Origin of the sequence: Ferdinandcohnia salidurans, from assembly GCF_042680725.1 — a bacterium.
GTDB lineage: Bacteria > Bacillota > Bacilli > Bacillales > Bacillaceae_L > Ferdinandcohnia > Ferdinandcohnia salidurans.
Map to the genome: position 1 here is coordinate 30,353 of NZ_JBHUEK010000015.1, position 23,598 is coordinate 53,950.

Consider the following 23,598-nt stretch of genomic DNA (forward strand, 5'->3'; position numbering starts at 1 on the left):
AAAAAGAAATAGAAAAGGCCGAATCGTATAGGATTCGGCCTTTTCTAATTTAGGTAACCATAGGGACGGTTCTAGTGGTTCCTATGAATATGGAACCAGGAGAACCGTCCCCCTGGTTCCGTTATTTTGCGATTTTATGAAGTTTTGTGATGATGCTTAAGGAACGTCCTGTTCCGATTGCAACTGATTCGAGTGGATTTGGAGCAAGGTGTACCGGGACGACAATTTCTTGGCTGAGCCAATCTTGCATGCCATTTAATAACGCTCCGCCTCCTGTTAAAATAACTCCACGATCGACAATATCACCACTTAATTCTGGTGGGCAATCCTCTAGGGTTGCGCGGATTGCTTCTAAAATATGAAGTAAGGATTCTTTTAGCGTTTCTTGAATTTCGGTTGAACGCAATGAAATGGTTTTCGGTAGACCAGTGACAAGGTCACGTCCGCGAATATCCATTGTTTTTACTTCATGTTCAACAAGTGCATAGCCGATTTCAAATTTAACTTGTTCAGCAGTATGTTCCCCGATAAGAACATTGTATCTTTTTCGTACGTATTGAATAATATCTTCATCAAACTGGTCTCCGCCGATTCGAACTGAGTTACACGTGACAACACCACCAAAGGAAATAATCGCAACCTCGGTATTGCCTCCACCGATATCAACGATTACGTTCGCAACCGGCTCATCAACCGGTAAATCAGAGCCAACGGCTGCCGCAACTGGTTCTTCAATTAAATAAACCTGCTTGGCTCCACATAGTCTAACCGCATCTTGTATGGCGCGACGTTCAACGGATGTAGACCCAGAAGGTGTACAAACGACCACATTTGGTTTGCGAATTGAGTAACCAATTTTTTGACTCACTTTTTTCATAATATGACGAAGCATATCTGCAGTCATATTGAAGTCAGCAATGACACCTTGACGTAAAGGGCGAATCGCTACGATTTTTTCAGGCGTCTTACCAATCATTCTTTTCGCTTCTGCCCCAACAGCAATGACTCTGTTACTTTCAGTGTCAACCGCCACTACGGATGGCTCATTAATGATGATACCTTTATTTTTTGTATATACAAGAATATTTGCAGTTCCTAAATCAATTCCAATTTCCACGTTTGAAAACATTGTTATCTCCATCCTTTATAAAGTTTGGGGTTCTATTTCTAATAGACTAAAAATGGTTTTGCGAAACAATTTTAGTCCTCATTTATTTATAAAAGTAGTCATTTCAACCCACTTACTCTATAGAGTTCACGAAAAAATGTCGATTTTTGGGGGTTGTTGTCATATTGTAAAAATTGAAATATAGGAGAAATATATGAGGAGAATGGCAAAATGTTCAAAAAACACGTAAAGTAGTAGTAGAAGAAACACTCCAAGAAGGAGGCGTTAATATGGATTTTTCACGTATTGTATCAGAGGATAAAATTCGTAAGGCCTATAAAGAAGGGGAATTTGATAACTTACCTGGATTTGGAAAACCTCTTAAGCTTGATGACGATTCTGCGATTCCAGAGGACCTTCGAATGGCTTATCGCGTCATGAAAAATTCAGGGTTCATCAATGAAGAAACAGAAATTAAAAAAGAACTGCTTACGATTGAAAATCTCATTGATAACTGTGAGGATGAAGTACAGCGGCAAATCTACCAGAAAAAACTAAACGAAAAACAATTTCGTTTAAACCAAATTCTAAAAAATAGAAAGACTTCACATTCAGCCGTATTTAAAGACTATCAAATGAAATTGCATAATAAATTCAAATAGTGAAAAGGGGGTAAAACATTTCGTTTTGCCCTTTTTTTAGGAAGGAAGTCAAAAATGATTGTATTAAAACGTATTTATGAGCCTTCTAGTACGGAAGATGGAAAAAGAATACTAGTGGATGGAATTTGGCCACGAGGAATATCAAAGGACAAGGCTCAACTTGACAAGTGGATGAAAGAAATCGCCCCAAGTACTGAGCTACGCAAAGAATTCAACCACAAGCCTGAAAGATTTGAAGAATTTAAGGAACATTACATAAAAGAGCTGCAAGAGACTGAGGAGAAAAAAGTGGCGTTGAATCAGTTGCTAGAGATGGCGAAGGAAGAAAAAGTTACTCTTCTGTTTGGTGCAAAGGATGAAGTACATAACCAGGCCGTCGTGCTGAAAGAAGTACTAGCGCGTGTAATGGACGAGCATCAAAATGGTTAGTGGCAGTATTTTCGAAATAGCGGCAGTAATTTTGAGTTAGTGGCAGTATTATCGAAATAGCGGCAGTAATTTTGCTTAGTGACAGTATTTTCGAGATAGTGACAGTAATTTCGGAACAGTGACAGTATTTCACCGATAGTGACACTATTTTTGAATTAACACCAGTATTTTCACAGTCATTGACTCCACCACATCATGATGCTTTTGCCCACCAAATCAATGGTAGCAATTATTTGACTAACTTGTATATACAAGTTAAACTACAACTACAAATAAGTTTGTTTCCTTTATGAAATACTACAAACATGAATTACATATATGGTGGTGTAGCAATTGAAACAGCCTTGGTGGAAGAAGTCAGTCGTTTATCAAATTTATCCGAAGAGTTTTAATGATACAACTGGAAATGGTGTCGGTGATCTTCAAGGGATCATCGAGAAGCTCGATTACCTGAAAACCCTTGGAGTGGATGTCGTTTGGCTAACGCCGATTTACAAATCTCCACAGCGGGATAACGGGTACGATATTAGCGATTATTTTGCGATTCAAGAAGAATATGGCACGATGGAGGATTTTGATCGCTTGCTAGAGGAAGCTCATTCACGCGGCATCAAGATCATCATGGACATCGTTGTGAACCATACCTCGACTGAAAACGAATGGTTCAAGCAATCCCGACAGTCTAAGGACAACCCGTATCGAGATTTCTATATTTGGAAAGACCCTAAAGACGGTCACGAGCCAACTAACTGGGAATCTAAATTCGGCGGTAATGCTTGGGAGTATGATGAAACAACAGGTCAGTACTACCTTCATCTTTTTGACGTAACCCAAGCGGATCTTAATTGGGAAAATGAAGAGGTTCGTAAAAAAGTCTATGACATGATGACTTTTTGGTTTGAAAAAGGGGTAGATGGTTTCCGTCTTGATGTGATCAATCTCATCTCAAAAGACCAAAGCTTCCCGGATGATGACGGTTCTGTCCCTCCAGGTGACGGCCGGAAGTTTTATACAGATGGGCCACGCGTCCATGAGTTCATGCACGAAATGAATCAGAATGTTTTTTCGAAATACGATAGTATGACGGTTGGGGAAATGTCCTCTACGACAATTGAAGATTGTATTAAATATTCAAACCCTGAACGTGAAGAACTTAGTATGACTTTTAATTTTCATCATTTAAAGGTGGATTATCCGAACGGTGATAAGTGGACGGTTGCCGATTTTGATTTCCAAGCGTTGAAAAAAATCCTCTCAACTTGGCAGGTTGAAATGCATAAGGGTGGTGGCTGGAATGCACTGTTCTGGTGCAACCATGACCAACCGCGGATTGTTTCAAGATATGGGAATGATGGTGAATATTTAACGGAATCAGCGAAAATGCTTGCGACAACGATTCATATGATGCAAGGTACGCCTTATATTTATCAAGGTGAAGAGTTTGGAATGACCAATCCGAAGTTCAATGATATCTCTGAGTATCGTGATGTTGAGTCCATCAATATCTACAATATTAAAAAAGAACAAGGAATGAGCAAAGACGAAATTATCGAGATTTTAAAACACAAATCACGTGATAACTCTCGGACACCTGTGCAGTGGGATGCAAGTGAACATGCTGGTTTCACAAGTGGAACTCCATGGATTAATGTTGCTTCAAATTATAAAACAATTAATGCGCAAGAAGCGTTAGAGGATAAAAACTCAGTCTTCTATCATTACCAAAAATTGATTAGGCTCCGTAAGGATTTCGACATTATTACGTATGGAGATTATGAATTATTTCATGAGGACCATCCTGAAATCTTTGCGTATGTACGTAATGGTGAGAATGAGAAGCTTCTAGTCGTAAACAATTTCTATGGAAGAGAAACAACGTTTGAGATTCCTGCAGGATTAAATGTAAGTGAGTATACCAGTGACTTACTCATTTCCAACTATGAGAATTCGCAACTTGACCTTTCAAAAGGAATCAAATTACGTCCATACGAATCTGTTGTCTACCATTTGAAAAAATAAACAATGAGCCATACCTAAGGGTGTGGCTCATTTTCATACCTATTATTCTTTTTCATCAGGTAGTGGGTCAATTTTTTTTGAATCATCGATATCCATCGAAGTGGCGACAAAGTAAAACCAGAATCCAGCGGAGATAAAATACAACACAGACATGCCAATAAGCGTTAGCCAAAGTCCTAGCAAATGTAATCCCCCCTTTAGATGGGACACAGGGACAGGTTCATTGTCCCAAAGTTACAATGCCCTTTCTATAGATATATGCAAGGGTGAATAGTTATTGACTCAATATTCTGATTTTGTGCAGTGCCACAATAAAAAAACCGCCAGGAACCAGGGGGACGGTTCTCCTGGTCCCCAGGTTCCATAATCATAAGGAACCACTAGAACCGTCCCTACGGTTACCCAGATTTTGTAAAATGCCAAAATAAAAAAACCCGCCAGAGGCGAGTTTCAGTAAGGTTGGTACTATGTATTATTTATTTTTGCGTAAGCTCCCGAGTTCTTCGACAAGTGCTTGCATTTCGTTCGGGCTAAATGAGTTCTTTTTCATGGTAAGGTCGTAAATATCCTTTAATTCTTCGTACATTTCTTCGTCAAAATGGGAAGGCTTAATGGCACCGATGTTTAGCACTTTAAGTTTTTCCTTAATTTTTTCTATCATAAACTCTACGTTTTCGACTGACTTTTGTGAGAGATCCATGTTTTCATCCTTTCAATTTTCAGTGTATTCTTATTGTATCACGTTTCTGCTATTATTTAATATGGCGAGGTACGGAAAAATATGACATGAAGGAGAATGGACAAAAATGATAAAGGTATTATTCGTATGCTTAGGCAATATCTGTAGATCACCGATGGCGGAGGCCATTTTTCGTGATTTAGTACAAAAGGAAGGGCTTGCGGATCGAATTCAAGTTGACTCAGCAGGAACGGGAGACTGGCATATCGGACATCCCCCACATAAAGGCACGCAAACCATTTTAACAAAATATAATATCTCATTTGAAGGGATTAAGGCACGTCAAGTGATACCTGCAGATCTCGGTCAATTTGATTATATTATTGCAATGGACTCAGACAACTTAGGAAACCTTCAAAAAATGATAACTGGAGAAAAAACAGGTCGAATTCAACGGCTGCTTGATTTTGTTGATGAAAGCAAGATTACAGATGTACCTGACCCGTACTACACTGGAAATTTTGATGAGGTGTACGAACTGGTGACCAACGGTTGCAAACGTCTATTAGACGTCATCAAAAAGGAAAACCTAGTTGGAAAGGAGTAATACGAATGGCGAAACGTAATAAAATGGTCGAAGGCATGGTCATAGGCGCTGCCATTGGTGCAGCAATTTCTTTACTCGATAAGGAAACAAGAGAGCAATTTTTACATACTAGTAAAAGAGTGAGCAAAAAGGCAGTGGAAGTGATGAAAAATCCACAACGTTATACAGAGCTTGTCAAGGACCAGTTCAATACTGTTCGTACAACTGTTGAACAGGTCGCAGAGGATGTTCGTATCGTAACCTCAAAGGTGAATGAAATCGTTGAAACCACACCAGAAATTGTCGAAGCTGTCAAAGAAACAAAGGATGCAATTGCTAATAAAACGGAAGGTATGAGGGACGATAATATAGAGAGGTGAAGAGATGACCGAAGTTCGAACCTTAGATTTGCGGTTTATTAAGGAATTAATTTTGCGATATAAGGAAGATGAAGTAGGGAGTATGTCTGCAGAATTAGCCTACTTTTTCTTGCTTTCATTATTCCCGTTTTTAATCTTTCTTGTGACACTCATAGGATACTTGCCAATATCCCAAATAGATGTTTTGGCATTTGTGGGACAGTATGCACCTGAAGGTACTGTTGATTTGATTGAAGAAAACTTGAATTTTATAGTCAGTTCAAATAAAGGCGGGCTGTTATCAATAGGTATCATAGGTACATTGTGGTCATCATCCAATGGAATCAACGCGGTCGTTAGGTCGTTCAATAAAGCCTATGATGTAAAAGAAACCCGGAATTTCTTTATTACGCGTGGGATTTCAATACTGCTCACATTCGGGATGATTTTTGTCATTATTGTCGCTTTATTATTACCAGTCTTCGGAAAACAAATTGGGATTTTTATGTTTTCGTCTTTTGGCTTATCTGATGAATTTTTGGATGTGTGGAATGGAATTCGTTGGATTGTGAGTGCGGCTATCCTGTTTATTGTATTTACGTTTTTGTACTGGGTGGCGCCTAACCGTCCGTTAAAATTTAAAGAAATCATTTCGGGATCCTTTTTCGCGACTTTCGGATGGATGTTCGTTTCCCTCGCGTTTTCCTATTACGTGAATAGCTTTGGCCATTATTCTACGACATATGGCAGCCTAGGTGCCATCATAGTACTGATGATTTGGTTCTATTTATCAGCGATGATCATCATCATCGGGGGAGAAATCAACGCCATTTTAAACTGCCATCGGATTAGGGATGGCCGATAATTTTACCGTAAGTTACCTTCATGGAAAGTGAGGTAGCGAGAGATAATAGAGGTGTAAGTACAGTACAAGGAGGCCTTTATTATGTCTAAAAAAGACGGTGGAACAAAACAAAAGGGAAAGAAAAATAGCCCAAAACAAAAAACTAGCAGTTCTGCAAATGGCAGCAACGGCTATCACTAGGAACCATAGGGACGGTTCTATTGGTCCCCGATACATGGATAGTTAACAAAAGAGGACTTGACCGATGGGGTCAAGTCCTTATTTTATGACTTCAACAAGCGAAGTCCATTTAAAATAACGAGAATGGTGCTTCCTTCATGGCCAATGACGCCAAATGGCAGGTCAATGATTTGAAAGAAGTTTGACAGAATTAACAGCATAATCACACTGATAGAAAAAATAATATTTTGTTTGATGATCCGGTTCATGCGTTTTGAAAGCTTAACGGCTTCCGCAATTCGTGGAAGGTCATTTTTCATCAATACGACATCAGCAGTTTCAAGTGCAACGTCCGTTCCTTGACCCATCGCAATCCCAACATTTGCAGTTGCTAAAGCAGGTGCATCATTGATTCCGTCTCCGACCATGGCAACAGTATCATATTTTGAAATAAGGCCCTTAATGTGGTTCACCTTTGTTTCAGGCAAACATTCAGCAATATGTTGGTCAACATGACTTTCAGCCGCAATGGCTTCAGCTGTTTTTTCACCGTCTCCGGTTAGCATAACTGTATAAATCCCAAGGTCTTTTAGGTCAGAAATAGCTGAAACTGTATCATCACGGACAACGTCTTTGAGTGCGATAATTCCAGCAATATCGTTACCTGCTTTTACATAAACAATCGTTTTACCTTCAGAAGCGAGTTGTTTCGCAACACCATTATTAAAAGTAACTGCAGCTTCTTTTCCAACAAGATCTGCTTTACCTATTAACCAATGAGTCTCACCGACAGTTGCTTTAACCCCATATCCAGGCATATCCTCAATACCATCTATAGTTATTAGCTCCTGACCATTTGACTTAACATGATTCACGATTGATTGTGCCAGTGGATGGGTAGATTGATTTTCAATGGAAGATACAATTTGTAAAAATTCGTTTTGATCAATTGAATCGGAAACAATCACATCGGTTACGACAGGTTTACCTTTTGTCAGTGTCCCTGTTTTATCAAATGCAATAGCTTTTAAATTACCTAACTGCTCAAGGTGAACACCACCTTTAAACAGGATCCCACGTCTTGCTCCATTTGAAATCGCCGATAATGTTGCTGGCATAATGGAGGCAACCAGAGCACAAGGGGATGCAACGACTAATAAAATCATGGCACGGTAGAAGGATTCAGTCCAAGACCACCCTAATAGGAAGTGTGGAAGGAACATCATTAAACCTACCGCAATTAAAACAAACTTCACATACGTACCTTCAAATTTTTCGATAAATTGCTGGGAGGGGGACTTTTCGCTTTGAGCTGATTGTACAAGCTTAATAATTTTTTGGAACAACGAATCCTCATTCGGCTTTGTCACTTCAACAGTGATGGAACCACGAAGGTTAACGGTCCCCGCAAAAACATCGTCTCCTAGGGATTTACGTACAGGAATCGACTCACCTGTAATGGCCGCTTGGTCGACGTTCGTGTCACCTTTTAAAAGCTTACCGTCAGCTGGAATGCGTTCACCTGGTTTGACTAAAATCGCATCTCCAATTTGAAGAGAAGAAACATGGACAATTCTCTCAATACCATTTGTAACAAGTGTCGCTTCTTCAGGCTGAAGGCCCATAAGTGAAGAGATTTCCTTATGACTTTTATTCATCGTATAGGTTTCAAGAGCACCACTTAATGCGAAAATAAAAATTAAAATCGCACCCTCATTCCAGTATCCAATGATCGCAGAGCCAATTGCGGCAAATATCATTAACATCTCTACATTTAATTCTTTTTCCGCAATCGTATCAGAAATACCTTCCTTTGCTTTAGCAAAACCACCAATTACAAACGCGAGGAGATATATAACAATTGAGGTGGTGTTGTGTTCGAAGTGCCCTAATGTCCAGGCAATCGCAATTAAACCACCACTCGTTAACGCTGCAATCAATTCACCGTGAAGCTTTACTTTTTCAAAGAGAGGGGATGATTCATTATCTGTTTTATATACTTGCTGTCGTCTTGGAGCAGTCTTTGCTTCAGTATTCATTTAGTTCGCCTCCATTTTCTAATTGAGAAAAACAATCAATTATCCATATCTAATTGAGAATAAAAATCAACTTGATACTGCTAATTGAGAAAGGGAATCACAATCAATAAGCCATCTAAACAAGAAAACTGCAATCTATTCGACAGCAGTTGCTAATTTAATTTATTTTTACTTTATAATTATTATTAATTATATCATATTACCTCAATTTTAAAAGTGTTTTTTATAATAATTTTAAATAAGCTTGTAAGAACATAAAAAAACAACTCGCCAACAAATGACGAGTTGTTCTTCTTCTTTATTCTGCGATTTCTTCAAAGTGAAAATAGGTGGTGTTATAGATATGCTCGATATCTGCATCGGTCATATACATAAGCTCCATTTTAGTAATGCCCTTAAACTTCTCAATAAACTCCATCATGTTTTTGCGTTCTTGCCTACTCATTACAATCATCCCCTTAGATTTTTTTCGTCCTACACATCTGTTTTAATACAGTGTATTAATCTTTAATGTATTATATAACAGTTTTTCGAAAAACGTCAATCAGATTTTGAAAAATAGGCAGAAAATCATAGAAAATAAGAAAGACTCCCTAAAAAGGAAGTCAATTTTCAACTGTTTTGGCTGCCGTTCTCGTACCAAAGACAGATAGAATAATAAATATTAAAAATAGAATCGTTCCTATGACATTAAAAAAGCTGATGCTTTCAAAGTATTGGATAAACAGTCCCCCGAAGAACGGTCCGACAAGGCTTCCGATGCTAAAGAAAACGCCACATAGAAGGTTTCCGGTCGGCAATAAATTCTTTGGCATTAAGTCTGTCATATAAGAGATTCCGAGAGAGAACGTCGATCCAACTGCCATTCCTGCAAACGTAATGCAGAGCCAGAGTCCGACATGAGAGTGTTCAAGGAAGCTTGCAATGGTAAAACTTAAAAATCCTAAAAACAGTACAATTATTAAAATATTTCTTCGACCAAATTTATCACTTAGGATACCCAATGGAAGCTGGGTAATGATACTGCCGAGCGCAAATGAAGTTAATAGAATTGAAACAAATCCTACATTTAGATCAATTCGTAATCCATAAACCGGAAAACTTCCGTTAAGAGATGACTCAAGAAAGCCATAGGCGAGCGGCGGTAGAAACGCAACCCATGCATACTTCCAGGCTTTTGAAAAACGATTGAATGTTTCCCTAAATGAGTTCACCCCTAAATCTTGTTCCGGAAACTCATTTTTTAATAGGAATAAAAAGAACCAACCAATTAAACAAAGGACAGAAGATAAAATAAATGGCAGGGTTTCATTAATGTTAACCAAAGGTGTCATTAACGGTCCAGTGGCAAAGCCAAGCCCAAAGAATAATCCGTATAAGGAAATGTTTCTTCCACGCTTATTCTCAGGAGAAAATGATGTAATCCATGTTTGTGTTCCAAAATGCAAGGAGTGATCCCCAATTCCGATCAAAAGCCTTAGTACAAACCAAAACCAAAATGATTTCCATAATGGGAACATGGCAAGTGATACGACAACGAGCAATCCCCCAAATAGAATGACAGGTTTGTAGCCATATTTCCTTAGCGGGTACTCCATAAATGGTGAAACAAGTAATATACCGATATATAGTGCAGTTGCATGTAATCCGTTTAAGGTGGATGACATTCCGTTATTTTCAAAAATAACCGCAATCAAAGGAAGCAGCATTCCCTGGCTAAAACCAGAAACTGCAACAATACTAACTAATATCCAAAACCGTAATCTCATGTTGTTTTTCCCCCAGTTTCAATTCACAATCTAATGATACAAAATTAATGAGGGGTTGAAAATGGAAAAGAATGATTCTCTTTTCTTTTCATTCTATGGAGAATTTGAGTAAACTGAAGATATCAGACAAAGACAGGGGGCATTTTTCATGATTTTTAAGATGCAAGAAGTAGGCTTTTACACAGATGTAGAATTTGGTAAGTTGCAGGTTGCTGGGGACGAAGCTCATGGATTCAGACCTTATCAGCTTTTAGTTTCGTCTATCGCAGTTTGTAGTGGGGGCACACTTCGTAAGGTCCTTGAAAAAAAGAGAATGCAGGTAGAGGACATCACCATTAAGACCGAAGTTGAGCGAAATGAGGCTCATGCGAACCGGGTGGAGAAAGTTTACATTCACTATGTGATTAAAGGAATAGCTTTAGCTGAGGAAAAAATCCAACGTTCGATCGAAGTCGCTCATCGAAATTGTCCGATTGCCCAATCGGTACAGGGAAGCATCGACATTATTGAAACTTTTGAAATCGTGGATGCATAAAAACATACTATTAGTACATAATTTTTAAAGATAAAAACTACGCTAATGATGGGCGTAGTTTTTTTAGATTTCGTCCATTTCGATTAGGTCAATGAAAGGGAGTGTTCCTATGAATCGAATCTTCTTGATTATGGTGATAATTGGCTTACCTCTTTCTATCATTGGAAGTCTGCTTCACTGGCCAGCCGTTATCATGTTTATTGTGTACTGTTTAACCATTATCGCTTTGGCTGGATTTATGGGAAGAGCGACGGAAAGCCTTGCTATAATTGCTGGTCCGAGAATTGGTGGTCTGTTAAACGCGACCTTTGGAAACGCAGTTGAACTTATTATTTCTATCTTTGCTTTAAAAGCAGGACTTGTCACGGTTGTGCTTGCATCACTAACGGGTTCTGTCCTTGGTAACCTTTTACTAGTAGGGGGTCTTTCCTTTTTAGTCGGAGGAATTAAGTTTAAAAGGCAAAAATTTAGTGTGCATGATGCGCGGCACAATTCGGGTCTATTAATTTTTTCTGTCATTCTTGCCTTTGTTATTCCAGAAGTTTTTTCAATGGATATGAATAATACAGATACATTTACATTAAGTGTTGGAATTTCAATCATTTTAATTATGTTATATTTAGCTGGGCTTTTCTTTAAGCTCGTTTCGCATCGGGGCATTTATCAGGAAGATTCGGAACAGGTCGAAAAAGAAAGTGAAGAGCATGAAGAACCTGAGTGGGGGAAATGGAAGGCGTTTATTATCTTGGCACTGTCAACGGTTGCGGTAGGATACGTGTCTGAAAATCTCGTTCATACCTTTGAAGTCGTGGCGGAAGCGTTCGGCTGGAGTGAAATTTTTATCGGTATTATTATTGTGGCGATTGTCGGAAATGCAGCTGAGCATGCATCAGCAGTTATGATGGCTTATAAAAATAAGATGAATGTGGCCATTGAGATTGCAATTGGTTCAACGTTGCAGGTAGCGATGTTTGTTGCGCCGTTATTGGTTTTGATATCATTATTCCTAGACACACAAATGTCGCTAGTTTTCTCTATGCCAGAACTTATTTCGATGATAACGGCGGTATTTTTAACCATTGCACTAACAAATGATGGAGAAACGAACTGGTTCGAAGGTGGTACTCTTTTAGCCGCATACGCCATCATGGGAATTGGATTTTATTTATTATAAGAAAAAAACGACTCTGTGTAGAACATCCACACAGAGTCGTTTGGTGTTTTAATCTTCTAAGTACTTTTTAAGGGATAACTTAACTTTTTTTCATGGGTGTTCTCTTCGTCCGGCAACTCGATAGCATACCCCCTCCATTAAGGTATGGTCTCCTTATCCCTCCTTTGTAAGGTATACTTAATAATATTTACAAAACATTAAAAATATTCAATTTAATTTTAAAAAAGTGAAAAAATATCGATTAATCTTTCCAAGTTGATTATAATAAAATCCAATGTTTAAACTAATTGTTATCCTTTTATAAAAAAAAATCTTTAGGGAGCACTTCTATGATCACACGTCGAATCATATTTTTTTGTGTTGGATTGTTTGTATTAGCACTGGGAATCAGTTTAATGATCATTGCAGATATCGGGGCTGGGGCATGGGACGCACTCAATGTTGGACTCTCAGAGTCAATCGGTCTTACAGTAGGAAATTGGGTTATTATTGTGGGTATTTGTGTCATGCTTTTAAATGCATTTTTACTTAAGGAACGGCCAGCATACTTATCAATTGGAACCATCATTTTAATTGGCTTTTTTATAGATTTTTGGTTATTAGTAGCACTGGCTGGACTGGATTTTGATAGCTTAGCTGTCATGGTTCTTGTTTTTTTAGGAGGATTAGTGGCTGCTTCACTTGGGATTGCTATTTACCTGCAAGCCAAGTTTCCACTCTCACCCCTGGATAATCTAATGCTCGCGATCAGCAAGCGATTCAAGTTAAGATTTGGGATCTCGAAAACAATAGGTGAGGCGACAGGCTTGGTGTTGGCACTTTTGTTTGGGGGACCCATTGGCATTGGAACTTTGATAGTTACATTCGGAATCGGACCGATTATTCAATTCTTCTATCCTCATTGTGAAAGGTTGATGGAAAAGGGCTTAGGCTCCAGGGCAAAACCGAAAATTAGTTAGTCGGCCTTCCGGGTTTACCGGAAGGCTTTTTGTATGCCAGTTTCGTGCTACTAGAAATTTTCTAATAAAAGGATGGATAATCCGCAAAAACTTCGAAAACACTAAGCACAAAGCCAAGGAAAGGAGTACCGACCTATGAAACGATATTTTCATTTTATAGTTGCCGCCATATTTATGTTTAGTTTTGTTACAGGAACAGCGATGGCGGAAGGTACCGAAAAAGCAAAAGGTAATAAAGCAGATAAATTCAAGATTCCTAGTTCTGTTTTAGACATATCACAAGATAATACGTACCCGAACCCAACGCAGGATTTGCCATATCTACAACCAAGTAAGCTCACAAAAGAGCTTATTAATAGTGCTGACGTAGAAATAGAAAATCCAGATCTCATTCGTATTTTAAATGAGTCGGCTATTCAAACGACACCTTTAGCGCTTGGGTATCGCGCAACCATTTATTTAGGGCAATGGCCACTGAGTTATGAATCGTCTGAAACAAGCACGAATTGGGAATATGAAAAAATCAATACAAATTATTATGACAATCGTGGTGGAAAGACTCCATATAAAATCCACTACAAACAGGAAATGCAGAAGATTGTCAAAGGAGGATTAACAGCGGAAATTCAAGATGCTGAAGATGTAAAGAAAATGATGCTGATTGAAGCTGCGAAAAAGTCGAAGCTTCCACTTTCCTTCAAAACGATTATTGGTGGAGGAACGAAAAAAGACCAAATCTATAATGTGCCTCCGAAAAAGCTAGGATACTTATATGCCTATGCGCCAGCAGTTAACGAAAAAGGTAAGGTTACATACGGTGAGGTTTATCTAGTTCTAAAAGGAAGCAAAAAATCGATCGTCGTTAAAAATGTAACCCACCAAGGAATCGGCGCATGGATTCCGGTCCAAGACCACGTTTCATACGGATTCCTCGTATCAGACACCCCAAGATAAGCCGTTAATACGGGAACAAAAAAATTCGGGCGACACTCAGCGCCCGAATTTTTTATAGATTTGAACTCCGCTTTGTAAAGTCATCCTCTTTGTAATACGCATTTTTCACGAGAATGTTAGGCCCAAGGCATTTTACTGCCGGGCAATGGCAACTAATTTCTTTCGCGATTTTTGTTTGTGACCAGTTGTCATATGCGTCTTGAAGCGTGGTTGTTTGGATATTACCTAGTGGTGGGGTGTCTCCGAAATCAGTCACGATTATATCTCCGTTGAAAATATTCACATTCAATCGAGAGCGACCATCTGGGTCATTACGCACTGTAACATTTTTACTTGAATACAGTCTTTTGAGCAATGTAAGATCATCCTCATGGTGACTGCATGGATAAAATGGCAAGGTGCCAAACAACATCCACACATCCTCATTGCGAATATCAAGGAGATGATGGATGGCGCTCCTAATTTCTTCAAGAGACAACACCTCTAGATTGCTAGCAAAATCGCTTGGGTACATAGGATGCACCTCATGTCGACCGCACTCCATTTCCTCCACAATTTGTTTATGAATTGTTTCTAAATGTGGAAGAGTACGTTTATTTAACATGGTTTCTGCAGCAACCATTACTCCAGCCCTCGATAAGGCTTTGCTATTTTCAATCATGCGCTGAAAATAACGTTCACGCTGTTCAAATGATGGCTTTTTCTCCATCATCGCAAATCCACCTTCAACAAAATCATCGACCGTTCCCCAGTTATGTGAAATATGAAGCACATCTAAATATGGGACAATTTTTTCATACCGCGCGAGATCCAACGTGAGATTCGAATTGATTTGAGTACGAACCCCTCTTTCATGGGCATACTTTAGGAGAGGAACCACATAATTCGCAACAGATTTTGTTGACAGCATTGGCTCGCCACCTGTGATACTTAAGGAACGAAGCTTTGGAATTTCATCTAGGCGTTTTAATAATAGATCAATTGGTAGAGCATTTGGATCCTTAGGTTGTAATGTGTAGCCAACCGCACAATGCTCGCATCTCATGTTACAGAGATAGGTCGTTGTAAATTCAATGTTGGTAAGCTGCATTGAGCTATATTGCTCAACATCTAAATAAGCCTCCCACGGGTCATGTGTGGGAGAAATTTGAATAGAAGATTGTAATTTTGACATATGTAACTCCTTTATACGGATTTGTTAAAACACAAATCGCCTTAGGCATTGTATTGAAAAGAATAATAGTTGTCAATGCAAACATCTTTTACTAAGATAAAAAGATATCGGAAAATGAAAGGAACGTTGTCACTTGGGAAACGCAATTCATGATAAGGACTTACAAATAACCTATTTAAAAAATCGACTAAATATGTTCGTAGAGGTGATTGATTCATTAGACCCTGAATCAACTGACCTAGAGGACATCGACCGCCTGATCGGGATGCTCGATGACTTAGAAGGAAAATACGAACGATTTAAAAAGGATTGGAAAGAATAAAAGGTTGGAGGACGCTCAGCATAATTGTGCTGAGCGTCTAATTGTTTACATAGGATCTTAGCTCATTGGCTGGATTTGCTACGCAAAATAAAAAAACAGTGGATCCAGAACAAAATCCACTGTTTTTCGTTTAGAAGGAACCAGTAGAACCGTCCCCTTGGTTCTTCGTCTCCAAGGTCAATCCTTCGACAACAACGTCCTCATCAATCTCCAATAACAAGCAGCGCTTGCCTTGGTACATGATGTATTTGACGTATTTGAGCTCTTTTGGATCCAGTGTGAGTTTGGCAACCTTGGTGTTGATTTTGATTGATTTTGGAATGAGGTTGTTAGCTTTGAATTCATGTCGTTCGTCATCAATTACACTTTTAAAGGCATGCTCTACTTTAGCGGTATCCACATTTTCTACGCCACTCACCTTCAAGATGCGCTCTACGTCTTGATAGTTGATCATCGGTGGTTCGCTATCTTCTTCTTCCTCTTCATCTTTTTCTTGAACAAGGCGGTCGATTTCATCATATACATTTGAAATAACCTCAGATTCTACCTTGTCCCCGATGACATTTTTCAAGATCATTTCAAAGCCAATCCTGTCATCTTCTGCTGTCATGATATCTTCGCAATTCAACACATCGGAAATGAACGTATAGCTAGGCTCATTCGCTTTTCCGGAAGCATAAAGAATATGATTTACGTCTGCTGCATTGTCGTTAAAGGCTGGAAAAAGAAAGCCGGTTAACGGAGCAGTTATATTAATAATCGGGTCCAGTTCAGTATTTGGTTTGAATGTTCTTTCAATATAATCAAATACCAATGTCTTTTTCGGTTGGTCAATTTTATTCAATGTGCAAAGAATGAGTGGACTGAAATAAACCTCATCAGAGCCGCCTAATTCAGATTCAGCGTCTCGTTTTCGAGTTGGTTTTCGGTATTCGGCACGGATGAATGTCACCACTGTGTCAAACTCGTAAACCATAGAAGCATACATTTTCTCTACAATTTGCAGCATTTGCTCCAACCATTCTTCGGTGTCTTCAAGCTGTAGTCCATCATACAGAAGGTCGCGTGTGCTATTCTCCACATCATGCATAAACTTCAATTCAAATAGCTTCGTATCAAGTTGCCCACTTAGTGTCTTTTTAAAGTTATCTAAAAATAGTTCCTGAGCTTCCTGTTCTAACAGCTCAAAAGGCTGACAAATGTGGTGATAAATCTCACCGGATTCCTTTTTGACATACACATTAAAAATTTCGTTTATTTTTAAGTATTGGTTTTCTAGTTTAAATTGTTTACGGATGTTTGCGATGTCTTTTTTATTCACTAATCTCAACTCCCATTTTTTGATTATACATGTTGGCATCAAAAATTGTAATGATTGATTTTTTCGTGTATGTATGCGCACTACCGGTATGAAAACCCATATATATAAGGTAAAAAGCAAACAGGGGAAGATAGTATTGGGCATGCAATCAAGTAAATTTAGATGGGTTATTTTTGCTTCCGTTTTGTTTACGTATGTAGTCATGTCAAGTCAGCGAACCGCACCTGGATTGATTACAGACCAATTGATGACGGATTTTCAAGTAACAGCAACCACGATTGGACTCCTCACAAGTATCCAATTTTTTGTGTACACAGGACTGCAAATGCCAATGGGAATCTTGGCTGATCGATATGGACCTAACTTTTTCCTGATACTAGGGGCCATCCTTACGGGCGTTGGAACCATCATATACAGCTTGGGTACCCATGAAGTGATCCTCTTTTTTGCGAGAATCCTAACAGGAATAGGGGATGCAACCATTTGGGTGAACTTAGTGCTGATTTTAAGCAGATGGTTTAATGAAAGAGAATTTACCCGGCTAATTGGTGTTGCAGGCATGACTGGTAGTCTTGGTTTCCTGATGGCAACTGTCCCTTTTTCAGCATTAATTGTTTTACTAGGTTGGCGAGGCGCTTTTCTTTCAGGGGGAATTCTACTTTGTTTGTGTGGAATTTTTCTTTATATTGTACTTGTCAAAAAGCCAGGCCACCCGATGATTGAGAAAAAAGAAGTTCAACGTGAAAAAACATCGGTGTTACTCCGTCGGATTTTTACCAATCGGCAGGCATGGGCGTTGTTCTTATGTCACTTTGGACTTGTTGGAGGGTATTTAGGTTTTATAGGCTCGTGGGCAGTACCTTATGGAATGGATATGTACGGTTTGACCCGTTTGGAAGCCAGCCAACTTATTATGTTTAGTCTGATTGGTGCGCTAATGGGTGCACCGTTAATCGGCTGGATTTCAAGTCGATTAGGGTTAATCAAACAACCTTATATCATTTTTCATATTGTTACGGTGTTATGTTGGTCTACTTTTCTTGTTTTCAGAGAGGGACCTCCATTATTCTTGCTCATTTCACTTTTCTTTATTATCGGATTTTCGTTCGGTTCAAATTCTCTAACCTTTGCCGTTGTTCGCCAAACGTTCCCAACAAGTGAATCTGGTATGGTATCCGGATTTGCGAACACGGGTGGATTTTTAAGTGCTGTATTGCTTCCGGCCTTTTTCGGGGGTGTATTAGACCATGTTGCCGCTGGATATTATTATGGCTTTATCATTCCCTTGATTTTTTCACTCTTCGGTTTGATAGGAGTGAACCTCATAAAAGAAAAACCTCAAGTTGCGACGATTCCCGTAAGATAAAATCTGGAATCGTTTGCAAATCCCTTTCCGAAAAAAATAGATAGGAGTATAATGAAAATTGTGATTATAAATAATGTGTATAAAAACGGGGATATAAGGGAAAGGGGAATACAGATGGATAAGCTACAACAAAGTATGTACAAGTTAATTGTAGAGACATCAACAAGACTTCCAAAGGATGTACGTAGAGCGGTTGCTCGCGCAAAAGCGAGTGAAAGTGCGGGTACTCGTGCTGCTATGTCTCTTTCAACCATCACCAATAATATTTCAATGGCGGACGTAAACGTATCACCAATCTGCCAAGATACAGGTCTACCAACTTTCAAAGTGAAGACTCCTGTTGGAGTGAATCAATTAAAAATTAAAGCTGCGATTCGTGCAGCAATTGTGGAAGCAACGAAAGACGGTAAGCTTCGTCCAAACTCAGTTGATTCATTAACTGGTAAAAACAGCGGGGACAACCTTGGTGAAGGTGTTCCAGTTATTAAGTTTGAACAATGGGAAAAAAATTACATTGATGTTCGCCTTATTTTAAAAGGTGGCGGCTGTGAAAATAAAAACATTCAATACAGCTTACCTTGTGAATTAGAGGGACTTGGTCGTGCAGGCCGTGACTTAGACGGTATTCGTAAGTGTATCATGCACTCTGTGTACCAAGCACAAGGACAAGGCTGTAGTGCTGGATTCATCGGCGTTGGAATCGGTGGAGACCGTACTTCAGGCTATGAGTTAGCAAAAGAACAACTTTTCCGCTCTGTTGAAGATGAAAATCCAAACGAAGATCTTCGCAAACTTGAAGAATACGTAATGGAAAATGCAAACAAACTAGGCATCGGAACAATGGGCTTCGGCGGCGAAACCACTCTACTTGGTTGTAAAGTTGGCGTTATGTACCGTATCCCAGCAAGCTTCTTCGTATCTGTTGCGTACAACTGTTGGGCATATCGCCGTCTAGGTATCACTCTTGATGCTGAAACTGGTGATATCAAAGATTGGTTATACAATGAGGGAGAGGAAATCGACTTCTCTAAAGAACAAGAAGAGGTAGAAGAAGTAAAATCAGAAACTCGCGAAGTTGTGCTACAAGCTCCAATCACTGAAGAGCAAATTCGTGAATTAAAAGTTGGTGATGTGGTTAAAATCAACGGCCGTATGTTCACAGGTCGTGACGCGATCCACAAATATCTATCTGAAAACGATGCACCAGTTGATCTAGACGGTCAAGTCATTTACCACTGTGGTCCGGTAATGCTTAAGGATGAAGATGGAAACTGGCACGTAAAAGCTGCTGGCCCAACAACAAGTATTCGTGAGGAACCTTACCAGGGGGACATCATGAAAAAATTCGGTATCCGCGCTGTAATCGGTAAAGGCGGAATGGGACCAAAAACGCTTGCTGCACTTAAGGAGCATGGTGGAGTTTACCTAAACGCAATTGGTGGAGCTGCACAATATTATGCAGACTGCATCAAGTCAGTCGATGGCGTTGATTTAATGGAATTCGGTATTCCAGAAGCAATGTGGCATCTATCTGTTGAAGGCTTCACTGCCGTTGTAACCATGGATTCACACGGCAACAGCTTACACGAGGATGTTGACAAATCATCATTAGAAAAACTAGAACAATTCAAAGAGCGAGTATTTGCTTAATTTGAAAAGGGCCCGTTACGTATTGTGCGTAGCGGGTTTTTTGCTTGGGTGAAATTTAAAGATGGGCAAATTGGAATCGGGGGATAATAAGCGAATGCCCGATTTTTCAAGAGTTGTGTCCGATATATTCCAAGTAATGTCCGAAATATAAAAAATTGTGTCCGATAATTTGAAAACAATGTCCGAAATACTAAGAGCAATGTCCGATATATGCACAATGCATATCTTGTACCTACTCAAATCTAAACAACCCACCCCCACAAATTTTATTCATCCACCCAACAAAAACTTTTTGGTAATGGATTCGTGCATGAACTCCCTAAATGTGGTAAAAACTAACTCTACTACTAACGGAGTTTGGGAGGTTTTACTTTTGAAAAGGCTTTTGGGCTTACTTCTTCTTTTAACTGTTACCTTTTCATTGGTTGGTGCCCACCAGGCAGCAGCAGCTTATTCAAATGCACCCATCCATTGGGGCTTCAAAAAAAGCAAGAACCATGAACCGGCATCAGCGGGTGAGGAGTATGATAAACTACTCGCAAAATATGGCGCATTTTATATTGGAGACACAACCAAGAAAGACATCTACCTGACTTTTGACAATGGCTATGAAAATGGCTATACCGAAGAAGTTCTCGATGTATTAAAAGAGAAAAAGGTTCCTGCAACCTTCTTTGTAACCGGACACTATCTAAAAGATCAGTCCGACCTCGTCAAACGAATGGCAAAGGAAGGACATATTGTTGGCAATCATTCATGGTATCATCCGGATTTAACAAGAGTGAGTGACGAGCGACTCCGAAAGGAATTAGATTCAGTAAGGGAGGAAACGAAGAGGCTGACTGGGCAGGATGTCACCTATCTTCGACCACCGCGAGGTATTTTCAGTGAACGCACCCTAGGATTATCAAGGGATTTGGGCTATCAAAATGTGTTCTGGTCACTTGCATTTGTTGATTGGCATATCAATAACCAAAGAGGTTGGGAGTACGCCTACAACAATATCATGAGACAAATTCATCCAGGTGCCATTCTGTTGCTACACACAGTATCAAGGGACAATGCGGAAGCGCTTGGTAAAGCTATCGATGATTTACGAGAAGAAGGGTATACCTTCCGAAGCTTAGATCACCTAATGGCGGAAAAATCCATTAAAGAAGAGCTCCTATTCAATATGAACTAAAAAGGAAAAGGACTTAGAATCATCATCTAAGTCCTTAGTTATTAATGTCTAGCTTCGGGCGCCATCGGCTCTCTGGTCTAAGCTAATCGCTTCGGAAGGTAAAATACACCTTCTGTCAGCGCTTGTCTTATGCTTGTCGCCGATAAGCAGGCGCCTTACGCTTTTCCATTTCACATATATTTTTCAACCAATTCATAGCATCTTTCTTTGGTGACCTGTGCTTGTGTGTTTGTTTTAACTAAAGACTCCATTGTGCCACCTTTGTACTGTTCAGCTTCTTCACTTGCCGCCTTATATTTCTCTTTAATCCATCGGCGTTGTTCTTCACGTAACTCATCCATTTCTTCAGTCGGAAGTTGTTTCTCAAGTTCTTTCCAGATTTTATTTAGGGCATCGTCCCAGGCTTTAAAATTTGTTGCCGCAATTTCATCCATCTCAAGTTGTGTTTCACCCTCAGGCTTGCTTTCGATTTCCTTTTCAATCGCTTCGAGTTCACTTAAATATTGGATCTTAAGAGGACTGTCTTCTGTCGCCGCTTCGACGTTAGTGTCTGTAGACTCTGCATCAGTATTTTCATCAGTGGTATTTGCCTCGTCACTTGCTTCAGCAACCTCAACAGTCTCATTTGAATCTACTTTTTCTGAGTCTAAGGTATTTTCCAAGTCTTTAGTTGGTTCTTCTGGTGTTAAACTGGTCTCCTTATCTGTATTTGAACAGGCAGCCAACAAACCTAATATGATAATTAATAGTAAAAACTTCTTCATTGCAAAAACTCCTTGTAAAATTTGTTCTATGTAACCTACTTTAACAAATAAGTATGTATCGTCAAATTATATCGTAAAAACGATAAAAGAGCTGTAAGTTTTCAGCTCTTTTTCTGTGATACTTTTTTCTTCCGCCAGGGTTTAATGTATGAAATAATAAAAATAAAAATGGTAACTGCCACTTGAAAATAGACCGCATATTGTCTCATTATGTGGTTTTGAATGAACTCGGGGTTGGTCAAAGCTAATTCCCGTTGAGTTTCAAGGAGCTCCATATTCGTGATCATGAGCTTGTCTATAATAAAAATCCCAACAATCGTTTGAATTAAATATAGTACGAATTTCACGCCAACCCAACGATGCTTGAAAAAGCCCCAGTTTGTAAAGAACCCATAGATCAGCCCCACTAATAGTGTGCCAATTGCACCCCAACGAACAATGTTATCACTAATGATTACGATATTTTTATATCCCAAATAGGACTCATCAAATTTAGTAAAATCAAGATGAATATTAAGGGCAAGGGAACTTAATATTCCTCCGAAAAAGACTACGACTAGAAAGACGTGAATGATTTTTAACCATTTCATCCCTTTAGGTCCGATTTTTTTCATCTTCCAATACCTCCCGTGTTTTCTGAACAACATCATCCATTTTACGCCGAGGAGGAACGTTTAAAAATATGCCTCAGACGTAACTTTCACTACAACTGAGGTCCTATATTTTCTAAACTTGACCGAGGAGGTAAAATGGAGAAAGAGCCTTTTTTATGGTAGGAGGAATTACAATGAATCCATACATCCTTTTGGTTTTTGCGATTATTAGTGAAGTGTTCGGCAGTTCGATGCTCAAAGCAACAGACGGGTTCAAAAAGTTCCTGCCTTCTTTAGGAGTCATGATTGGATACGGTCTAGCATTCTACGGTTTATCACTTTCTTTAACAACGTTACCACTCGGAATGGCATATGCGATTTGGGCAGGAGTAGGGACAGCACTAACTGCATTAGTCGGAATCATCGTCTATAAAGAACATGTTGATCGGAAAAAAGTCCTTGGATTCTTCCTAATCATCGGTGGAGTAATTTTACTTAATGTCGGAGGGGGTCATTAAATGAGAGGATATTTTGCATTATCTATTTCAATAATTTGTGAGATTTTTGCAACGGCCATGCTTAAAATGTCCGAGGGCTTTACTGTTCTTTTTCCGTCGGTCGGTGTCATCATTGGTTATGGACTCGCATTTTATTGCTTATCTTTATGTTTAAAAACCCTACCGCTAAGTTTGGCGTATGCGATTTGGTCTGGTGTCGGAACTGCATTAACAGCAGTCATTGGTGCGCTTGTGTGGGGAGAGGTTTTTAGTACGCTTAAACTAGCAGGCATTATTTTGATAATCGGTGGAGTGATACTATTAAATTCTTCGAAAAGCGAAGAAATTGAGAATTCAGAAGCTAAAGCACTTTAATAAAAAAGCATATCCTCTTATAATTGAAAGGGAATACATAAAAAGGGGGACAAGGAA

General features: G+C 39.2%; 26 protein-coding genes. 16 read left to right on the forward strand and 10 right to left on the reverse strand.

All coding sequences use genetic code 11. The annotated features are described in order from the left end of the window. Positions 1 to 121: 121 nt before the first annotated feature. A complete protein-coding gene (gene mreBH / locus ACFSFW_RS10150; protein ID WP_388037695.1) occupies positions 122 to 1,129 on the reverse strand; it encodes a rod-share determining protein MreBH in 1,008 nt (335 codons plus the stop codon). Positions 1,130 to 1,398: 269 nt separating this feature from the next. On the opposite strand from mreBH, the gene ACFSFW_RS10155 reads away from it, so the two are divergent. From ACFSFW_RS10155 to treC, 3 genes are all read left to right on the forward strand, one after another. Beyond that, a complete protein-coding gene (locus ACFSFW_RS10155; protein WP_388037697.1) occupies positions 1,399 to 1,770 on the forward strand; it encodes a DnaJ family domain-containing protein in 372 nt (123 codons plus the stop codon). A 54-nt stretch (positions 1,771 to 1,824) separates the two neighbouring features. Then, positions 1,825 to 2,199, forward strand: a complete 375-nt coding sequence (locus ACFSFW_RS10160; protein ID WP_309100379.1) for a DUF488 domain-containing protein — start codon at positions 1,825 to 1,827, stop codon at positions 2,197 to 2,199. A 333-nt stretch (positions 2,200 to 2,532) separates the two neighbouring features. Continuing rightward, the gene (gene treC / locus ACFSFW_RS10165; protein WP_388037699.1) at positions 2,533 to 4,218 is read left to right on the forward strand and encodes an alpha,alpha-phosphotrehalase; all 1,686 of its coding nucleotides are present in this window, start codon (positions 2,533 to 2,535) and stop codon (positions 4,216 to 4,218) included. A 42-nt stretch (positions 4,219 to 4,260) separates the two neighbouring features. On the opposite strand, the gene ACFSFW_RS10170 is transcribed toward treC, so the two are convergent. Further along, positions 4,261 to 4,401: a hypothetical protein gene (locus ACFSFW_RS10170; RefSeq protein WP_180271128.1), complete on the reverse strand. Its 141-nt coding sequence runs from the start codon at positions 4,399 to 4,401 to the stop codon at positions 4,261 to 4,263. A gap of 289 nt (positions 4,402 to 4,690) precedes the next feature. Continuing rightward, on the reverse strand, positions 4,691 to 4,918 hold the full coding sequence (locus ACFSFW_RS10175) for a DUF1128 domain-containing protein (RefSeq protein WP_099361144.1): 228 nt from the start codon (positions 4,916 to 4,918) through the stop codon (positions 4,691 to 4,693). A gap of 106 nt (positions 4,919 to 5,024) precedes the next feature. On the opposite strand from ACFSFW_RS10175, the gene ACFSFW_RS10180 reads away from it, so the two are divergent. From ACFSFW_RS10180 to ACFSFW_RS10190, 3 genes are read left to right on the forward strand one after another with little or no spacing between them, the layout of a single operon-like run. Beyond that, a complete protein-coding gene (locus ACFSFW_RS10180) occupies positions 5,025 to 5,504 on the forward strand; it encodes a low molecular weight protein-tyrosine-phosphatase (protein ID WP_388037702.1) in 480 nt (159 codons plus the stop codon). Positions 5,505 to 5,509: 5 nt separating this feature from the next. After that, the gene (locus tag ACFSFW_RS10185) at positions 5,510 to 5,863 is read left to right on the forward strand and encodes a YtxH domain-containing protein (RefSeq protein WP_388037704.1); all 354 of its coding nucleotides are present in this window, start codon (positions 5,510 to 5,512) and stop codon (positions 5,861 to 5,863) included. Positions 5,864 to 5,867: 4 nt separating this feature from the next. Continuing rightward, the gene (locus ACFSFW_RS10190) at positions 5,868 to 6,707 is read left to right on the forward strand and encodes a YihY/virulence factor BrkB family protein (protein WP_388037707.1); all 840 of its coding nucleotides are present in this window, start codon (positions 5,868 to 5,870) and stop codon (positions 6,705 to 6,707) included. 263 nt (positions 6,708 to 6,970) lie between these two features. Here the strand turns inward: ACFSFW_RS10190 and ACFSFW_RS10195 are convergent, their stop codons facing one another. From ACFSFW_RS10195 to ACFSFW_RS10205, 3 genes are all read right to left on the reverse strand, one after another. After that, complete coding sequence (locus tag ACFSFW_RS10195; RefSeq protein WP_304215155.1) at positions 6,971 to 8,905, reverse strand: heavy metal translocating P-type ATPase; 1,935 nt, start codon at positions 8,903 to 8,905, stop codon at positions 6,971 to 6,973. 298 nt (positions 8,906 to 9,203) lie between these two features. Next, positions 9,204 to 9,350 carry a BH0509 family protein gene (locus tag ACFSFW_RS10200; RefSeq protein WP_099355480.1) on the reverse strand — a complete coding sequence of 49 codons (147 nt, stop codon included), beginning with the start codon at positions 9,348 to 9,350 and terminating at the stop codon, positions 9,204 to 9,206. Between the two features lie 160 nt (positions 9,351 to 9,510). Next, positions 9,511 to 10,674 carry an MFS transporter gene (locus ACFSFW_RS10205; protein ID WP_388037711.1) on the reverse strand — a complete coding sequence of 388 codons (1,164 nt, stop codon included), beginning with the start codon at positions 10,672 to 10,674 and terminating at the stop codon, positions 9,511 to 9,513. 148 nt (positions 10,675 to 10,822) lie between these two features. Here ACFSFW_RS10205 and ACFSFW_RS10210 point away from each other — a divergent pair, with 148 nt between their 5' ends. The 4 genes from ACFSFW_RS10210 (at position 10,823) to ACFSFW_RS10225 (ending at position 14,296) form a co-directional block, all read left to right on the forward strand. After that, on the forward strand, positions 10,823 to 11,209 hold the full coding sequence (locus ACFSFW_RS10210; RefSeq protein WP_304215152.1) for an OsmC family protein: 387 nt from the start codon (positions 10,823 to 10,825) through the stop codon (positions 11,207 to 11,209). Between the two features lie 91 nt (positions 11,210 to 11,300). Then, positions 11,301 to 12,383 carry a calcium/proton exchanger gene (gene cax / locus ACFSFW_RS10215; protein WP_304215150.1) on the forward strand — a complete coding sequence of 361 codons (1,083 nt, stop codon included), beginning with the start codon at positions 11,301 to 11,303 and terminating at the stop codon, positions 12,381 to 12,383. A 329-nt stretch (positions 12,384 to 12,712) separates the two neighbouring features. Next, complete coding sequence (locus ACFSFW_RS10220) at positions 12,713 to 13,342, forward strand: YczE/YyaS/YitT family protein (protein WP_388037715.1); 630 nt, start codon at positions 12,713 to 12,715, stop codon at positions 13,340 to 13,342. Between the two features lie 135 nt (positions 13,343 to 13,477). Next, positions 13,478 to 14,296: a YfkD famly protein gene (locus tag ACFSFW_RS10225; RefSeq protein ID WP_388037718.1), complete on the forward strand. Its 819-nt coding sequence runs from the start codon at positions 13,478 to 13,480 to the stop codon at positions 14,294 to 14,296. A 52-nt stretch (positions 14,297 to 14,348) separates the two neighbouring features. On the opposite strand, the gene yfkAB is transcribed toward ACFSFW_RS10225, so the two are convergent. Next, positions 14,349 to 15,470, reverse strand: coding sequence for a radical SAM/CxCxxxxC motif protein YfkAB (gene yfkAB, locus ACFSFW_RS10230; RefSeq protein WP_388037720.1), 1,122 nt, complete (start codon positions 15,468 to 15,470; stop codon positions 14,349 to 14,351). A 133-nt stretch (positions 15,471 to 15,603) separates the two neighbouring features. Between yfkAB and ACFSFW_RS10235 the strand changes: the two genes are divergently transcribed. Continuing rightward, a complete protein-coding gene (locus ACFSFW_RS10235; protein WP_388037722.1) occupies positions 15,604 to 15,792 on the forward strand; it encodes an SE1561 family protein in 189 nt (62 codons plus the stop codon). Positions 15,793 to 15,922: 130 nt separating this feature from the next. On the opposite strand, the gene ACFSFW_RS10240 is transcribed toward ACFSFW_RS10235, so the two are convergent. Continuing rightward, positions 15,923 to 17,113: a DUF4317 domain-containing protein gene (locus ACFSFW_RS10240; protein ID WP_388037724.1), complete on the reverse strand. Its 1,191-nt coding sequence runs from the start codon at positions 17,111 to 17,113 to the stop codon at positions 15,923 to 15,925. Between the two features lie 136 nt (positions 17,114 to 17,249). Between ACFSFW_RS10240 and ACFSFW_RS10245 the strand changes: the two genes are divergently transcribed. The 3 genes from ACFSFW_RS10245 to pdaA all read left to right on the forward strand — a co-directional run bounded on the left by ACFSFW_RS10245 (position 17,250) and on the right by pdaA (position 21,312). Next, positions 17,250 to 18,479, forward strand: coding sequence for an MFS transporter (locus tag ACFSFW_RS10245; protein WP_388037727.1), 1,230 nt, complete (start codon positions 17,250 to 17,252; stop codon positions 18,477 to 18,479). Positions 18,480 to 18,593: 114 nt separating this feature from the next. Further along, entirely contained in the window at positions 18,594 to 20,129 is a 1,536-nt protein-coding gene (locus ACFSFW_RS10250; protein ID WP_388037730.1) for a fumarate hydratase, read from the forward strand. A 421-nt stretch (positions 20,130 to 20,550) separates the two neighbouring features. Next, positions 20,551 to 21,312: a delta-lactam-biosynthetic de-N-acetylase gene (gene pdaA, locus ACFSFW_RS10255; protein WP_388037791.1), complete on the forward strand. Its 762-nt coding sequence runs from the start codon at positions 20,551 to 20,553 to the stop codon at positions 21,310 to 21,312. A gap of 170 nt (positions 21,313 to 21,482) precedes the next feature. Here the strand turns inward: pdaA and ACFSFW_RS10260 are convergent, their stop codons facing one another. Continuing rightward, positions 21,483 to 22,076: a lysozyme inhibitor LprI family protein gene (locus ACFSFW_RS10260; RefSeq protein WP_388037732.1), complete on the reverse strand. Its 594-nt coding sequence runs from the start codon at positions 22,074 to 22,076 to the stop codon at positions 21,483 to 21,485. Between the two features lie 101 nt (positions 22,077 to 22,177). Beyond that, positions 22,178 to 22,690 carry a DUF2269 domain-containing protein gene (locus tag ACFSFW_RS10265; RefSeq protein ID WP_388037735.1) on the reverse strand — a complete coding sequence of 171 codons (513 nt, stop codon included), beginning with the start codon at positions 22,688 to 22,690 and terminating at the stop codon, positions 22,178 to 22,180. A gap of 173 nt (positions 22,691 to 22,863) precedes the next feature. Between ACFSFW_RS10265 and ACFSFW_RS10270 the strand changes: the two genes are divergently transcribed. Together ACFSFW_RS10270 and ACFSFW_RS10275 are read left to right on the forward strand one after the other, a co-directional pair. Continuing rightward, a complete protein-coding gene (locus tag ACFSFW_RS10270; protein WP_388037738.1) occupies positions 22,864 to 23,187 on the forward strand; it encodes a DMT family transporter in 324 nt (107 codons plus the stop codon). Beyond that, entirely contained in the window at positions 23,188 to 23,541 is a 354-nt protein-coding gene (locus tag ACFSFW_RS10275; RefSeq protein ID WP_099361161.1) for a DMT family transporter, read from the forward strand. Positions 23,542 to 23,598 lie beyond the last annotated feature (57 nt).